Raw genomic sequence first — 14553 nt, forward strand, 5'->3', positions numbered from 1 at the left:
GTGATTCAGCCTATAGGAATGGTGTTAGTGAATGAAGAAGGTGAAACTCATGATGATGTTTCCCTCATTAAGCTTATCGATGTTAATTCAAAAAGATTTGCTGTTCTTCAGGATGATGAGGGGATTTCGTTCGCCCAACTTACCATAGACAATACTGGCCATACCGGCTTTACTGATATAACCGATGAAGAAGAATTTAAAGTGGTTGAGAGGATCTATCGGAAATCACCTAATGAGTAGTCCTCTATTGATATATAAATAAAGAACTTTCACCCTACAAAGGATTGAAAGTTCTTTTTATTTGGTTGCTAGACTTCTAAATTTCGTGGTAATATAAGGTATATTATTTAACTTTAACCATTTCACATCCCCTCTATGCAGAAGGGACACTTTGTAACAAGAAAGCGCTCTAAGAGTGAACGAATGTATTCTTATGAATACAAATTGATTCGTTTCTCTTAGAGGGCTTTTTTGTATTTTAAAGCACCTAAAACTTTTTTAAGGAGGAGTAATTGATGAACACACACATTTTTAACAAGAAAGTTGAGTTTATGGAGGGAATAGGGAAATTTCACAAGTCCCGCTTCCGCTCTTACTAAGGGTTGGTGATCTAGATGGACCTGCTGCGCATGATGACCGTTTGGGACTCAGCAGCCAGTGACTTGGACACTAACAGTGTTGTAACAGGAAAAGGAGTATCAAGTGTGCGTGTGAGTGAAGGAGCTTTTGGACGTATTATTACTGTCCTCACTTCTCAACTTACATTAGACGAAGTAAGTTCGCAGTTTGTTCAAATCAAACGAGCGGGTTGCATTCGTTGTCGCAGCTTGAAGCTCTTTTTTAATGGGAAAATTCCAGAGAAACTTCTTCTTGAGAAAGGCCTTCATAAAAAGGGGCCTCTGTGGAAGTTACCGCACAATGAGATCAGTATATTAGCTGTTCCATTTGGTGCAAATGAATGGTGTTTCATGATAGAGAAACGAACAGGGCACGGAGTTCCAACTCATGCTCTATCGTATCTTCCCTATTATGACTATCAATTACAATTGGAGGTAGAAATCGGATGACTAAAAAAACAGCCGTACTTATTGATGAAATGAATGCAATGGCACAACTTCATAAATTAGGAATTAAAGGAATCAAACCTTGGAATTCTCTTTACAAAACGATTGAAACATTTTTTATTAATAGCTCACTCCCAGCTGAGTATCACTTTTATGGCGCTAATGTTCCTAAGAAATTAGAGCCTCAAAGATACGAACTAAGAGAGAAATTTTTTAGAGCCCTTATTCGTGATGGAATTAGTGTTCATAAAGGTTTCGTGGTGCAAGACCATGAAAAGAAGTTTATTTCAAAAGGGGTGGATGTCCTCCTTTCGCTAGATTTAGTAGATCTATCATTAGAAGGTTATGATGAAATCTACGTTTTTTCAGCGGATGGGGATATCGTACCTGCTATTCAACGCGCGAGAGAGAATGGCACGATTGTAAAAGCAATTGTCTCTTTTGATACACCAGCAAAGCATATGGTAGAAGCAGTAGATGAAGTCATTCGCCTTAGTGATGTTCTTAAAAAGATTCCTTCCAATCATATTTTGAGACAGGAAAGAACAAATACAAGAACATTTAAAAAGGAGAGTGTTGCATAATGGCGGCTACAACACCTAAATGGGCAATGGAAAAAGGGAAAAAAATCATTGAAGAGGCCAAAATTCGTTATGAACAGGCAAAAAAACAAATTCCAGCTGAATATCATGAATTTGTTGTGTTGTTGCCTCAAAATGTAAAAGTTAGTCAGACCCAGGTAGACATTGATTCTCATGCATCTGAGCTTGGTTTCTTTGCTACTAAGAACGGTACATATGTATCGGTTTCTTATCCATACATGGCAGTCAACGGCCGGGTTAAGATGGCTAGGGATGACCATCGTAAGGCTGGCAAACTTCTGCATTTTAACGAGCCTGCTATTAGTAATAACGGAAAAAGCTTAAGCGTTACTATTGAATCGGAATTACTTGGTAAGGCTACTGGTAGTTCGTTAGTTCCTTTAGGAGAAAATGCCAGTGGGGCAGAACGAGATAATCCGCTCGAGGTGGCTGAAACCAGTGCAATTGGCCGGGCATTAGGCTTTTTAGGTTATGGGCTTATCGGGACAGGTATTGCATCGGCAGAAGAAATGGACGGTGCGGAAGGTGAAGAAGAGGATCAATCCCCTGAAAAGCCTACTGGTGATAACCATAACAATTCGAGTGGTAATAATAATTCTCCATCTGTTTTTCGGATCAAGGTCCTTGATTTGCCGAAATTCAACCGAGATGGCAGCTGCATATTCCATGCTTTGACCCATAAACGACAAGAGGTTGAGGTAGTGGTACCAAAGCAACATAAAGCTTACATGGACCACTTAGGTGTCGATCAGATCATAAATGTAACCGGCTGGCTGAATAACGACCGGATACGTGTAGACGCATCAAAGGCACCTGTCATTGAGGGTTCAGGAGCAGCTTAATATTCATTATTGAAGAGGAGTCAGTACATAGGTACTGGCTCTTTTCTGTTTTTTAAGATAGTCCAAATTACTTTTTAAGGAGAGATTTAAAATGGCAAAAGCAGTTTTTAAAAGAATGAAATTACCAGAAGCAACTATTCAGATGGTAGGGGAGAAGGTTCCTGAGACCGTTGAAAGAATCGAAAGCTTAAATAGTCCCAAAGCTCAGCAGGTCTATCGGGTGAAATTTAAAGACTTGGAACCTCATGCCTTTATCGTTTCAGATGAAGCAGAGAAAGGTAAGGCTAAGTTCTATCACTATTGTGAGAAAAACGAAAAGAATAGCCAATGTACCCATTTAGTACTCGGCGCCGCTATAGCAGAAAAAGTAGGATTTCAGGTAGAGAAGGCTTCATTTGGTTTTGATATTGCCGGGATAGAAGCATTGCCTTTTCCCAAAGAGGATAAGGAATACTCTAGCATGAATAGTCTTTTTGAATTGCTAGAGCCGGTAGAAGAAGAACCAAGTACTTCTTCTACCGCTCCTGCAGCGGCTATTCCAGCATCCCCCTCAATTCCAGCACCCGTTTTAAAAAGGAACTGGAAAGCGGGTTGGAACGAAATCCAGGAGCATCTTCAAAATGAAGGCCTATCTACCAGAATGATCTCCAAGCTACAAGCCAGGAGAGCTGAGATTCATACTACAGTTGGACTTAGACCAATGACAATTGAGCCTCAAAAACCTAATTTTCCATATCAGGGAGAGATGTTGGCCCGCTCATTACGACACATCTTAAAAGGCAAAGACCTTTTGCTGATAGGAAATAAAGGGAGCGGTAAAGATACTTTAATCAACACGATCTCTTGGATCCTTGGTTTACCAATGACTGTTTATGTTGGGAACAAAGATGAAACTAAAGAAAGTTTAGTTGGGGAACCGGCCTTTAAGAATGGAGAATCAACATTCGACCCTTCTGAGTTTGCAAAGGTGATTGAATATGGTGGCATTGTCAACATGGCCGAAATCAATATGCTTGTTGGGGATGTTACCTCGATCCTTCATTCCGTTGCAGATGAAAACAGAGTGTTAGCTACTCCCATAGGATCCATTCACCGTCATGATCATTCCGTCATTGTCGGAAGTATGAACGTGGGTGAAGGCTATCAAGGAGTGAAGGAGCTAAACGATGCGCTAAAAGACCGTTTTGCAATCCTTCGACTTCCTTATACATCGGATTTCAAGCAGTTAATCGAGAAGAAAACCGGTTTGGATGACTCCTATGCTCTGATGTTTCTTGAAAAAGTGAAAAACGCTATAAGCAAACTAATTTCAGAGGAGTCTCAAGGACATGCTGCTGACACCTTACGTGGCTATATCGATGCTGCGGAATATTTTTGTGATTATGGAGTAACTAATGACACAAAAACTGAGGTAATCGAGGACTATATTATCAACAAAATCGAGGACCTTGATGAGTACATGTCTGCTAGAGATATGATTCGGACTGAAGCCTGGAAAGACTTCCCGACATCGAAAGAGGAAGAAGAATATATGAAGGGGGCTATGTAGATGACTACCGCTCTTTCATTACGCCAGGAAAAGGTTAAGCAAAGAGAAGGAGTGCGTTTAAAACGCACTCTTCGTTCTTTATTTGGAGGCAAAGATTTTGGCTTTCTTTGGACTGATGATTCAACCTCATATACAGATGGAGAAACCATTTGGGTAAAGTATGAAGTTCAAACGGAACATCATCGACTCTTTTCTCCTGAAGAATGCCGTATTCTACGAAAGGGACATGGTCTCCATGAAAGAGGTCATATTGAGTTTGATTACCTTCCGGATTATGTTCAATGGCAGGTAGACAACCATTCTATAAGGCTTGAGGACTGGAAAGACTTTTCAAATCCCAAGTATCCCAGTCAATGGCTTCAATTCTTTGGAAACATGAGCATGGACGGAAGGATGGAAAACTTTGTGGTTCTTAAATTCCCTACTTATAAAGATTATGTAGATTTTACAAATTATGAGTGGAGATTTGGAATCCGGGAGGAAGGTATAGGAGAAAATCCTATCCAGGACTTCCAAGATTGTTATTCTTCCAGAGTATTAGGGATGAACGATTTAGAGGGTTGGCTGCCAGAAGCGGTTGAACTGGTCAACACCGTCCAGGAGAAAATTGAGGAATTACGGTTTGCTCCCTCCACCAAGGAATGCTTAGAGCTAGTTTCCTCCATCATGAAGGAGGTTTGGCCAACTTTAGCCGAGTGGATGGAGTTAAATGATATGGAAATGGACCAACCGCCTGCAGATTACCAATCTGATTCACACGAGGATGGACAGCAGTGGGGGGATTCAAAAGAAACGAGAGAAAATGCTCAGAGTATCCTTGTTCAAGTCGAGATAGCAAAAGAAGACTCTGCTAGTGAACAAGAGAGTTCAACTGAAAAAAACACCACTGGCTCAATGAATGAATCCGAAGGCAAAGAACCAGAGAAAACTGACGAAAGTGACAAAGAGAAGCCATCTAAGCCTGATTTTTCTCATATCATCCGGATAGAAGAAAAGCAGCAGGAAAAAGACTTTAAAGAAGCTGATGAATTAGTAAGTGACTTTGAAGAAAAGAAAATTGAGGTATCCATTGAGATTCCAGAAAAGAAAACACGTCTTAACGAAGAGATCGTTGTGAAAGCGTACCACCGCGAAAACGCAAACGAATACGCCAAACTGCGTGAAGAAATAAAACGCTTCATTAAACCTACTTCAAAGGCTCTCAGAGAGCTTCTGGAAGGTGAGAAGGACCAAGTGAGGAAGAATGTCCGCAGTGGCCGCTTCATGCCAAATAAAGCCTGGAAAGCGGTCCATTGTAGTGACTCGAATGTCTTTCAGAAATACAAAGCAGGCACACCAAAGGGAAATGCTTTTGTTTCTTTATTAGGAGATATTAGTGGATCGACTTGGTGCTTGCTACCTGGTGGTATTCCCGTTTATCAGGAGATTCAGAAAGCCATGCTGCTTCTTTTAGAATCATGTGTGGAGGCAGGCATCCCTACAACAGCTCATGCGTTTACGGAAGATGATGAAACCATTATCTATCCTATTAAGCCAAATCCACACCGCTATGGTGAGGAAGAAAAGAGTTACTTAGGGGCAATAAAGCCGGAATTGGGGAATCGTGACACATTAGCTTTACAGTGGTCTCTTGATCAGCTAATAAAGCGTCCAGAGGATATCCGATTAGCCATTATCCTATCTGATGGTCTTCCTGTTTTTGAACATGGAGAAGGTCCTGAGACTATACGAAATATGGTGGAGAAGGCAGAGAAACAGGGAATTGATGTTCTATGTCTATTTGTAGGAGAACCAAGTCCCCATACTATTCAAACTGTTCGAGACATGTATCCTGGCCGCGCTATTTTTTCGGAACAGAACATTGCTCGGGAACTGCAGAAACAAGTAAAAAGAATTATTCGGCAACGCCGGAAGTAAAAACCTTGACCGTCCATTAGGGCGGTTTTTTAATAGGTTAAAAATTTTTTAAGGAGGGTTTTCAGATGTTAAGCAGCTTCAATACTAGCAATCTAATTGGGGAATCAGTTAACCAAAATGGAATGTTTTTTACACCATTCAAAGACAGAAAGGTTGTACCACAGCAGATGGTAGACGTGTATAGGAATTTACACACGAACAATGGATATAGCATCCGCTGTTCTAAATCTGGACTGGTTCTCTCACACTGCAGCACGGTTATGCTCCGGAATGTTCGATTCATCGTTTCCGAGAGCGGGAGACAAAAGACTATTCAGGAGAAGCGGAAAAGAGTGCATGCCTATATTAGAGGAGAATTGGTCGGCATAAATGAGTTAGTACCGGGCGATTTTCTCCAAGTGCATTACAACCCTTACCATACGCCGCTATTTACTCTAGCAGGAGCCAATAAGCCTGTACTTGGGGCAGAAGAAGTGATTTGCTGTGGGAAGTACGCTTATGTGAAGCAGCAAAATCAGATGAGACTATTCGAATAATAGAAAACTCTAAAATAGTTATCTACTTAATAAAATCACAATTCGGAAAATTAACCTTAATTTCTTATATATGGATAAGGACAAATTTGATACCTTTTTAAGGAGGAATATAAATATGAATCATATCGTATTTCTATCAGGGGGAAATGCTAGTTTCGCTGTAGCCGCTTGGGTAAAGGAGCAATACGGACATTTGAAAGGACATAGTATTCTATTATACTTTACCGATGTGAAGTGGGAAGACTTTGATCTCTATCGATTTATTATAGATGCTTCAAATCGCTTGGAGCTCCCTATGTTAATACATAGTAGGGGTTTGACTCCGCCACAATTAATGGTAAAGCAAAAATTCATGGCCAATTCCCGAGTTGGTTCGTGCTCGAAAGAATTGAAAATGAAAGTAGCATCCGATTACATTAAAAAGGGGATTAAACCTGAAATAGAAGTATGGCATAACAAGAAGTATATTAAAACGGATGACTTTATTAGTAATGCGACTTTATACTTTGGTATAGGCGTCAATGAGTTACACCGGGAAGAGCCCATTAAAATCAACTGGGCACCTTATGAGGTTGTAAATCCGCTCATTTACCATGACATAAACATCGATGAGTCTTTAAGGAAATATTCTATTTTGCCCGGACAGCTTTATTCCAAAGGTTTCCACCATAATAATTGTGGTGGTAAATGCATAAAGGGGGGCCAAGCTCATTTCAAAAACCTCTTTATGAAAGACGAGAAGAGCTTTATTGAGTTAATGGAACAAGAAATTGTTATAAGCGATTATATCCGTTATACAAAGCAACCTGCCATTAAAAGCGGAAAATGTAAAGACTATATGTATAAGGATGTCTGGGAGTTTGTTTCAACCGGTGAGAAGTCAGCAAAAATCCAACACATAATAGACACTCATCCCTATACTAAGAATTGGAGATTCGGTAAAAATCGTCACGGTGAAGATATTAAGAAGCCGTTTACGTTCATGAAAACCAAATCCCTATATGAATTAAAACAACAGCCAATGCAATATGATATATTCGATTACGGGGCATGTGGATGTTTTGTAGAATTAGATACTGCCGCCGGGTGATTAAACCATAATTTTGCCGATTTGACAGAATAATGATTAAGCTAGAAAGGATAAGATCAATGCCTAAAAAAATTCAATTATCAATGACCGTAACTTGGGAGTATGATCCAGAAGAGTATGAATATGATGAAGGGATGACAATCGAAGAAAAGGCGAAGCAAGATGCCAGTCATCCGGACATTAAATCTATAATTCGAGAAGAGGGAACATATAGTGAAGTAGCCTGGAAAATAGTTGATTAACTTCAGAATCTTCCAAGTTATATGACTAAACTCTCTTTATATAATTAATAAAACCCTCGATATGCGCATTAGTAGCATATTGAGGGTTTTTGTTTTATGGTTTTACTGTTATCAGTGTATTTCATTCGTTTTCCCCTGATTCTTACGGATAATCCCTATTATGAAGTAGACAATGGTTAAGCCAAATCCTATTATGACTAAAGTTGATACAAATAGCTGCAATTCATTATCGACTAAAAAGTAAGTGACTGAAGAAATTATACCTACACATAGGAAGTAAAGAGCATTTGTAAAACCTTTATTTGAGATGCCCGCTACTTTTTCAATACCCTTGGAGATCAGCGCCGCTAATAAAAGAATTAAAATAAATATTAGTACTCGCACGTTACCATCCTTTTTGTAATAATTGTTAAATATGTAAAAATTATACCACCGGCTGGGTGACATTGATATCCTACCGGTGGCTTAATTTTCACTTATATTTTTCTATAATCATCTCTTGCCTTCAACCATTCAGCACCATAATAATATAAGTTTAATGCAGCTCCAAATGGTCCTACCTTTACCGCACCTTTAACAATGTTTTTAATTAAGGTATAACTTAAAATCTTTCCAGCTCTTAATGCCTTTACAATATCATCAGCAAAACCAGCTACCCCAAAGGTTGCTAGGTTTTTCTCTATAGTTCTAAGGTTATCAGCATGCCCTTGGAACCTAATAAAGTCTCCGTCTTTCCTAGATGCATACTTATAATAGGGACTCTGGCCAGCCATGATAGCTTGACCTTGAGTGCTCGAAGTAAACCTATATCTAACATCAGAAATGTATGAGCCATAGTATGTTGCCATAGGCATTGGCATGACTGTTGGATTGTCCCCGAAGGATTGTTTAGTACTAATCTCTACCGTTTCACCTGTTTCAGTTTCCACAGTAATAGTACCTGTTAATTTATTCTCCGTGACTAAGGTACTGTATTCTTCCACAAGTACTTTCTCAGAACCATTCACTTCATATTTTTGAACGGTAATATCTTGTTTTTCATTCACAAAGGTAACCGTCTCACGATACTCATACAATTTACCATCTTCATTGATCTGATAGACTGATAGCTCATCAGTATCCACAAGTACATTAATTCCCAACTCTTGCTCGACAGGATCTTGCACCCCGTCGAAATATGGAGTTTCAACTCCCCCAGCGGCACTTGCAGCTCCCGCATACGGTGATAAAAGAACAGAAGACAACAGAGTACAACATACGATACTACTAAATTTCTTCATTTTTCTCCTCCTAATTTTGTTTTTACCCCTTATTAATTAGCCAAAAATATACATATTCCTCCTAAAATATGAAAATATTGGATATTATTGAAGAGGGTTCCCCAAAATTCGTCAAAAAAGGAGAAACGAACATGTTGAGAAGCGCAGGAATACTTGGTGTAGGAAGCTATTTGCCACCTTATGTAGTAACAAATGAATACTTCAAAGAGAAGTGCGGCATTTCTGGTAGATCTATCGAAAAAATGACAGGCATCAAAGAAAGAAGATTTACGATTCCAGGCATTAATATGATAGACATGACATATGCAGCAGGGAAAGCGGCACTTGAGAATGCGAATGTAGATCCAACCGAAATTGATTTTGTTATTCTCTCCACTATTACACAGGAACGTATATATCCTTCTATTGCATGCCAAGTTCAAAATCGCCTCGGCATCCCAACGACAGCTGGGGCATATGATATGAGTGTAGGCTGCGCTGGTTTTGTATTCGCTCTGTTAAATGCCTTCCAGTATGTACAGACCGGCTTTGCGAAAAAAGTGTTGGTAGTTGGTGTAGATGAATGTTCCCGAAACATGGTATTAGAAAATAAGAAGGAAAGAAAGGTAAATATATTGTTTGGCGACGGAGCGGGTGCTGCTATTGTAGGAGAAGTGTCAGAAGGGTTCGGCCTTTTATCATCAACGGTAGGTTCTGACGGATCCGGGTCTGAGTATATGAGTGAAGACAGTAACCATAGGCCGTCAATGGATGGCGAGGCTATTTTTCAGTTTGCTTCAACATACATTCCGATAATTGTAAATGAGGTCTTACTAAAAGCGAATTTAACTCTTGATGACTTGGATTATCTTGTTCCACATCAGGCTAACCTTCGTATTATTGAAAAAGCGGTATATAACTTGGATTTCCCAATTGAGAAGGTTGCCACTCATGCTGTCCAGTACTATGGCAACACCTCTTCAGCAAGTGTGGCACTCGCTCTTGCTGATGAAGTAACAGAGGGACGAATTAAAGACGGAGACTATGTCGCCCTCGCAGGCTTTGGATCAGGTTTAGCCTGGTCAGCAGCACTAATAAAGTGGGGGAAGTAATCGATTCAACCTTAGCTAATAAGAGGCTTTAAAGGACAAGCTTTGATTTTATAAGCTCATTTTTTGTAGATTTAGACCCAATTATTGATGGATTACTTTAGTGAGTCAGGTATACTTAAAACAAACAAAATGAACCAAGCGTTTGTTACGGGGGATTGAAGCATGTTAGATGGTATGCTAATCTTGTTCTTTTTATTTTTTATTGGGCTCATCCTTTATCACTTTATTGAACAATTTAAATTAAACAAGCGTCTTAATAAAGCAGGTATAGAAGAAATAGATTTGATGAAGGGTGATGAGTTTGAAAAATATCTAAGAGTCCTTTTTGATAAACTCGGATTCCGTGTCAGGGTAACAAAAGCATCAAATGACTTTGGTGCTGACCTTATACTCGAAGGAGACGTTAAAGTCGTAATACAAGCTAAAAGATATAAAAAGAAGGTTGGTATAAGGGCAGTACAAGAAATAAATACAGCCTGGGATTATTACAATGCTCAGGAGGCTTGGGTAATTACGAATAACTTTTTTACAACACCAGCGATAAAACTAGCTCAATCTTCTAATGTTAAATTAATAGACCGCTATGAATTGGTAGAATTAATTTTAAATTCAAAAAGCTCGTCTGCTGAAAAAAAGCACTTTTGGAGTTCGTGAAAAAAAGTCCGTAGTTATCAATAACTACGGACTTTTTATAAAAATTTTAGGCATTGATTTTACAATTAATAAGAAACATAAGGGCTTAATCTAGATAAGCCATGAGCATTTAGAATATCTTTCTGTGCTGTTAATGCCTGCCTTGCATAGTCTACTAGATCAAGAGTTGGTCCTTTACTCAAATAGTCAAGTCTGCTGTAATGGAGGATGTTTTCTGAATTAATACTACCCTGAAAACCAATGTAATCCATTTTATCGGTATTCATATCGTATACACCATTAAGCCATTCATTATTCAGATATAAATTTTTCACATCAGTATCGTACAATCCGTTCTTATTTGCATTCCATTGTGTAGAACTGATTTGTGATTTACCCATTGGCAGGGGATTAAATGTATAAACGCCGCTAATAGAGGATTTCTTTATTCCCCCACCATATTTAAACTTTGATTTATCTGGAAGTAACCAATTAGCTGAGCGTATATCTAAGTATGTCTTTGTTGCTAACCAACCACCTAATGAATGACCAGTAAAGTACCATTGATAACTCCTGTATGCCGGGAAAGCTTCATAAATATAATTTGTAAACAACTGAGCCTGATAGTTTTGTCCAGGTGCATTACTTGATAGAGTCTCTCTGGCAGTGTTGGCATCATTAAGGTCCGGTATGAAATTCCAGCTTTTATCTGTACCGGAGAAAGCGATAAATAACTTATTGCTGCCTTCTGCAACCACTGCCATTGCTTTAAAACCGGTCCCATCCAGTCTCAACCATTCTCCAGTACTGGAAGAAGCACTCATCGGATGGTAGACATCTGCATTAACATCGACTGCTGAAATAACTTTAAATTTGCCCGCCCCATGCTTACTGTTAAGATCGTCTTGGATAGTTTTACGAGTATAAGAGCTGTATTCTGCAGAATAAACGAGTCTTGATAAATCATAATATAGACGGTTGTAATTATCTGCATATCCTGCATTTGCTGCTCCTGGGCTCACAATAACTGAAGAAACTATTAACACTAAAGTTAAAGTAAGTAAAGCGGCCATCTTTCTTAGGTTTCCAATCATTTACATATCACTCCCCAAATAAAATACTTACTAAGTATAGGAAAATATGTAAATTAATTCAATACAATCTATGTAAAGAATATATTAATAATATTAGCTGATCTCTCTTACTTTTGAATTGTGAACTATAATGGGACAATAAAAAACCTTTTAATGCAATATTACATACATAAAAAGGGTTTGAAATCTGGGGGTGACCTTGCTAGGGAAAAGCAAAGCATCCTATTTAAATGTTTTAGTTGTATATACTTTCTATCTTTTGTATAATAAACAAGAACATTTGTTCTGTTATAGGTATAACCCTAGCAGATTCTTTATTCCTCTCTCCAACACCGGCCAAGATAGCCGGTGTCTTTTTTTATTTCACCTTTACTTTAAGCAATTTCATTCCAGTTCTTTGCTGGGATTTCTTCATTGCTTCAGCAAATTTCTTTTTAATATCCTTTTCTTTTTTTTTGCTCATATCTCTCTTCCTCTCACTCTTCTTTTTATTAGTCCCATTATGGTCAAACCATACTTTTTTTAATCAATTTAGGTTCTAAAAATAAGACAACCTTCTTATATTAATAGAAAAGTGGAAAGGTGACCCTGAGAAAGGAAGATTATATGAGTAGCATAAATCCTATGTTTGATGATATGAAGCTAAATAAAGTTCCTAACACGATCTCACAGCCACAAGCAAAACCAACAAAACCGCGAAAAGAGCGGGTGGATAAGACTAAAAATGTCAAGCTGCCTGTAGATCACATTCTTCATATGCAGCTCAGACGTTATGTTAAATTAGCGTATCCCCTATATATGAGAAAGATGGGGAAACCATTATCACAGACTAAGTTCAATACATTGCTGCTACGGTATGTATTAAATCACCAGGATATAATCAATTGGGATTGGCCATATCAAGATAGCAAAAGATACATGCATACGAACTTATTAAAGACAGAGCACAGAGAAATAAGCGGCCCCTATGGACTGGCAATCCAAAAGGGTTTTTCAGATCGTAAGACCGTTTATATTATGATAAAGTCCGGTGTTCAATGGCTGGAGAGGGGCGGAGACCTTGAAGAAATCATATAGCCAATGGAATGTTCTGCAAGAAAGACTAAGTAACCAGAAGGATAGCCTTCTAGATTTTTTGTTTACTTCCAAGTATCGATACATAGAAATCAAACTACCATACTATGAATACTTAAGAGGGCAGGTTTTTTGCCAGGACTTTATGGACCTATTCGATGAGGCTCCTTATACTTTTTCAGTCGTAGACTTAATGTCTATTTTATTTGAAGACTTTCTTAACCAAATAAAAAAGGGAAATACCCAATATGAAAGCATGGCTCGCTTCTTAGTGGATAACAAATACAAATATTTAGAGCCTCCTAAGAAAGAAACCCGGGTATTAAAAAAAGTGAATACCAACCTGTTTTCATTTGAAACGACTGAAGAGGTAATGTCTGTGAAGGAGGAAGATAGCAGAAAAGCCTACCTGACAGTCAAAATTCGAGATAAGGTACTTTTAAGGGGAGAAATATTTCTTCATGATCTCTCTCCATTCCTTCATAAAGAGCAGCTTCAGATTGAAGAATTATTTGCTATCCTTTACCTTGATTTTATTGCCAAAATTAAAGAAAAGGGGAATAATGTTGATGTCATGAAGGCCATTCTCAACCGGATAACGTAGGAGGTCTTCTTGACAAACATATATGCTTTTAAGATAATAGAATCAAATTAATATTTATTAGTGTACGGAAGAACCGGCACATGGGTATACGCTACCCGTGTGCCTTTTTTTGTTAAAAAGGGGGGACTTCAAATGATATTGATCGAGGATTTACTTTACCGGTTAAGACACGACAGTGAAACAATCGAAAAAGAGATGCTAATAGATACATTTAATCGAATTTTTCTCAGCCAAAGAGTGGAACCTTTCTTTGCCCAACAGCAGTTGATTGTATTAAATGAAGCTTACGAAGATTCCCCTAGTAAAGACTTCCGGTCTATTCTAGTAACAGCAAAAAAATTAGCAGCACAGCGGGAATATGGAATAGGTTTAAATCACCTACTTGGCACCATATTAAGTCTAGCAAGCTCTAAGAAACAGCAAAATCCCCCTCATCATAGATAAGGGGGACCTGCTATCAGATTTAAGGCTGTTTATTAAATTAGTTTTATAATAGCAGACCAATTTCAAAGTTGCAAGAGTTTTAAAAATTCTTTTACTCGACTAGAAAGTTATGGTAGTATAAAAGTATCAGATTACGGGGCTGGGGATACGTCCATCCTTTTTAGGGGAGAAGTGTATCTATTTTTTCAGCGACCGTTTTTAATAAATAGGGCGTTTTTTTTATGCAAAAATAATTTTCCCAAGCAAAAAGCTGATCGCGCCAACGACCAGCTTAAAATTAAAATTAGTGTCCATCAAAACGCCAATTCTGATAGACGAATGATCCCGATAAGACCTTTAAATTTGCGCCAACAAATTTAAGAAAAGCCACTTAAACTTAAAACTTAAAATTAAATACTTTAGTATCCTTCGAAAAAAATATACTTTCGAGGGCTAGTTTTTTATTGGCTTTTTTAAATTGTTATCTTTATTATACTTATTTTTCACAGTAG

General features: G+C 38.3%; 17 protein-coding genes. 14 read left to right on the top strand and 3 right to left on the bottom strand.

Translation table 11 applies throughout. The features are described 5' to 3' along the window. The 9 genes from JI665_RS18895 (at position 1) to JI665_RS18935 (ending at position 7842) form a co-directional block, all read left to right on the top strand. The gene (locus JI665_RS18895) at positions 1 to 240 is read left to right on the top strand and encodes a DUF1292 domain-containing protein (protein ID WP_206842775.1); all 240 of its coding nucleotides are present in this window, start codon (positions 1 to 3) and stop codon (positions 238 to 240) included. 374 nt (positions 241 to 614) lie between these two features. Next, positions 615 to 1067, top strand: coding sequence for a hypothetical protein (locus JI665_RS18900; protein ID WP_071159899.1), 453 nt, complete (start codon positions 615 to 617; stop codon positions 1065 to 1067). Next, positions 1064 to 1648: an NYN domain-containing protein gene (locus JI665_RS18905; RefSeq protein ID WP_206842778.1), complete on the top strand. Its 585-nt coding sequence runs from the start codon at positions 1064 to 1066 to the stop codon at positions 1646 to 1648. Before JI665_RS18900 ends, JI665_RS18905 begins: the two co-directional genes overlap by 4 nt. Further along, entirely contained in the window at positions 1648 to 2508 is an 861-nt protein-coding gene (locus JI665_RS18910) for a hypothetical protein (RefSeq protein WP_206842780.1), read from the top strand. The genes JI665_RS18905 and JI665_RS18910 overlap by 1 nt, the downstream gene beginning before the upstream one ends. A 91-nt stretch (positions 2509 to 2599) precedes the next feature. Beyond that, positions 2600 to 4057, top strand: a complete 1458-nt coding sequence (locus JI665_RS18915) for an AAA family ATPase (protein WP_206842796.1) — start codon at positions 2600 to 2602, stop codon at positions 4055 to 4057. After that, the gene (locus JI665_RS18920; RefSeq protein ID WP_206842798.1) at positions 4058 to 5974 is read left to right on the top strand and encodes a hypothetical protein; all 1917 of its coding nucleotides are present in this window, start codon (positions 4058 to 4060) and stop codon (positions 5972 to 5974) included. A 65-nt stretch (positions 5975 to 6039) separates the two neighbouring features. Then, positions 6040 to 6510, top strand: a complete 471-nt coding sequence (locus tag JI665_RS18925; protein ID WP_206842801.1) for a hypothetical protein — start codon at positions 6040 to 6042, stop codon at positions 6508 to 6510. A gap of 115 nt (positions 6511 to 6625) precedes the next feature. Then, positions 6626 to 7600 carry a hypothetical protein gene (locus JI665_RS18930; protein WP_206842803.1) on the top strand — a complete coding sequence of 325 codons (975 nt, stop codon included), beginning with the start codon at positions 6626 to 6628 and terminating at the stop codon, positions 7598 to 7600. Positions 7601 to 7659: 59 nt separating this feature from the next. Next, positions 7660 to 7842, top strand: a complete 183-nt coding sequence (locus JI665_RS18935) for a hypothetical protein (protein ID WP_206842805.1) — start codon at positions 7660 to 7662, stop codon at positions 7840 to 7842. A 111-nt stretch (positions 7843 to 7953) separates the two neighbouring features. On the opposite strand, the gene JI665_RS18940 is transcribed toward JI665_RS18935, so the two are convergent. Both JI665_RS18940 and JI665_RS18945 read right to left on the bottom strand, forming a co-directional pair. Beyond that, entirely contained in the window at positions 7954 to 8226 is a 273-nt protein-coding gene (locus JI665_RS18940) for a hypothetical protein (RefSeq protein ID WP_206842807.1), read from the bottom strand. Positions 8227 to 8318: 92 nt separating this feature from the next. After that, positions 8319 to 9122 carry a hypothetical protein gene (locus tag JI665_RS18945; protein WP_206842808.1) on the bottom strand — a complete coding sequence of 268 codons (804 nt, stop codon included), beginning with the start codon at positions 9120 to 9122 and terminating at the stop codon, positions 8319 to 8321. A gap of 131 nt (positions 9123 to 9253) precedes the next feature. Between JI665_RS18945 and JI665_RS18950 the strand changes: the two genes are divergently transcribed. Together JI665_RS18950 and JI665_RS18955 are read left to right on the top strand one after the other, a co-directional pair. Then, positions 9254 to 10213 (top strand): 3-oxoacyl-ACP synthase III family protein, encoded by a 960-nt coding sequence (locus JI665_RS18950; RefSeq protein WP_206842816.1) that lies wholly within the window; start codon positions 9254 to 9256, stop codon positions 10211 to 10213. A 162-nt stretch (positions 10214 to 10375) separates the two neighbouring features. Continuing rightward, entirely contained in the window at positions 10376 to 10867 is a 492-nt protein-coding gene (locus tag JI665_RS18955) for a restriction endonuclease (protein ID WP_244671253.1), read from the top strand. A gap of 65 nt (positions 10868 to 10932) precedes the next feature. Here JI665_RS18955 and JI665_RS18960 read toward each other — a convergent pair whose 3' ends face one another. Continuing rightward, positions 10933 to 11940, bottom strand: coding sequence for a hypothetical protein (locus tag JI665_RS18960; RefSeq protein WP_206842819.1), 1008 nt, complete (start codon positions 11938 to 11940; stop codon positions 10933 to 10935). A gap of 606 nt (positions 11941 to 12546) precedes the next feature. Between JI665_RS18960 and JI665_RS18965 the strand changes: the two genes are divergently transcribed. From JI665_RS18965 to JI665_RS18975, 3 genes are all read left to right on the top strand, one after another. Beyond that, positions 12547 to 13017 (top strand): hypothetical protein, encoded by a 471-nt coding sequence (locus JI665_RS18965; protein ID WP_206842827.1) that lies wholly within the window; start codon positions 12547 to 12549, stop codon positions 13015 to 13017. Beyond that, positions 13001 to 13618 carry a hypothetical protein gene (locus tag JI665_RS18970; protein ID WP_206842829.1) on the top strand — a complete coding sequence of 206 codons (618 nt, stop codon included), beginning with the start codon at positions 13001 to 13003 and terminating at the stop codon, positions 13616 to 13618. Before JI665_RS18965 ends, JI665_RS18970 begins: the two co-directional genes overlap by 17 nt. Before the next feature lie 132 nt (positions 13619 to 13750). Beyond that, positions 13751 to 14062 (top strand): hypothetical protein, encoded by a 312-nt coding sequence (locus tag JI665_RS18975; protein ID WP_206842831.1) that lies wholly within the window; start codon positions 13751 to 13753, stop codon positions 14060 to 14062. The last annotated feature ends 491 nt before the right edge of the window (positions 14063 to 14553 follow it).

This window comes from Bacillus sp. NTK034 (assembly GCF_017303275.1).
GTDB lineage: Bacteria > Bacillota > Bacilli > Bacillales > Cytobacillaceae > Cytobacillus.

What these genes read in the sequence shown, in the direction of transcription:
- JI665_RS18905 (WP_206842778.1), top strand. Translation starts at nt 1,064, where the DNA reads ATGACTAAAAAAACAGCCGTACTTATTGATGAAATGAATGCAATGGCA.
- JI665_RS18925 (WP_206842801.1), top strand. Translation starts at nt 6,040, where the DNA reads ATGTTAAGCAGCTTCAATACTAGCAATCTAATTGGGGAATCAGTTAAC.
- JI665_RS18975 (WP_206842831.1), top strand. Translation starts at nt 13,751, where the DNA reads ATGATATTGATCGAGGATTTACTTTACCGGTTAAGACACGACAGTGAA.
- JI665_RS18935 (WP_206842805.1), top strand. Translation starts at nt 7,660, where the DNA reads ATGCCTAAAAAAATTCAATTATCAATGACCGTAACTTGGGAGTATGAT.
- JI665_RS18915 (WP_206842796.1), top strand. Translation starts at nt 2,600, where the DNA reads ATGGCAAAAGCAGTTTTTAAAAGAATGAAATTACCAGAAGCAACTATT.
- JI665_RS18910 (WP_206842780.1), top strand. Translation starts at nt 1,648, where the DNA reads ATGGCGGCTACAACACCTAAATGGGCAATGGAAAAAGGGAAAAAAATC.
- JI665_RS18920 (WP_206842798.1), top strand. Translation starts at nt 4,058, where the DNA reads ATGACTACCGCTCTTTCATTACGCCAGGAAAAGGTTAAGCAAAGAGAA.
- JI665_RS18955 (WP_244671253.1), top strand. Translation starts at nt 10,376, where the DNA reads ATGTTAGATGGTATGCTAATCTTGTTCTTTTTATTTTTTATTGGGCTC.
- JI665_RS18965 (WP_206842827.1), top strand. Translation starts at nt 12,547, where the DNA reads ATGAGTAGCATAAATCCTATGTTTGATGATATGAAGCTAAATAAAGTT.
- JI665_RS18950 (WP_206842816.1), top strand. Translation starts at nt 9,254, where the DNA reads ATGTTGAGAAGCGCAGGAATACTTGGTGTAGGAAGCTATTTGCCACCT.
- JI665_RS18945 (WP_206842808.1), bottom strand. Translation starts at nt 9,122, where the DNA reads ATGAAGAAATTTAGTAGTATCGTATGTTGTACTCTGTTGTCTTCTGTT.
- JI665_RS18930 (WP_206842803.1), top strand. Translation starts at nt 6,626, where the DNA reads ATGAATCATATCGTATTTCTATCAGGGGGAAATGCTAGTTTCGCTGTA.
- JI665_RS18900 (WP_071159899.1), top strand. Translation starts at nt 615, where the DNA reads ATGGACCTGCTGCGCATGATGACCGTTTGGGACTCAGCAGCCAGTGAC.
- JI665_RS18960 (WP_206842819.1), bottom strand. Translation starts at nt 11,940, where the DNA reads ATGATTGGAAACCTAAGAAAGATGGCCGCTTTACTTACTTTAACTTTA.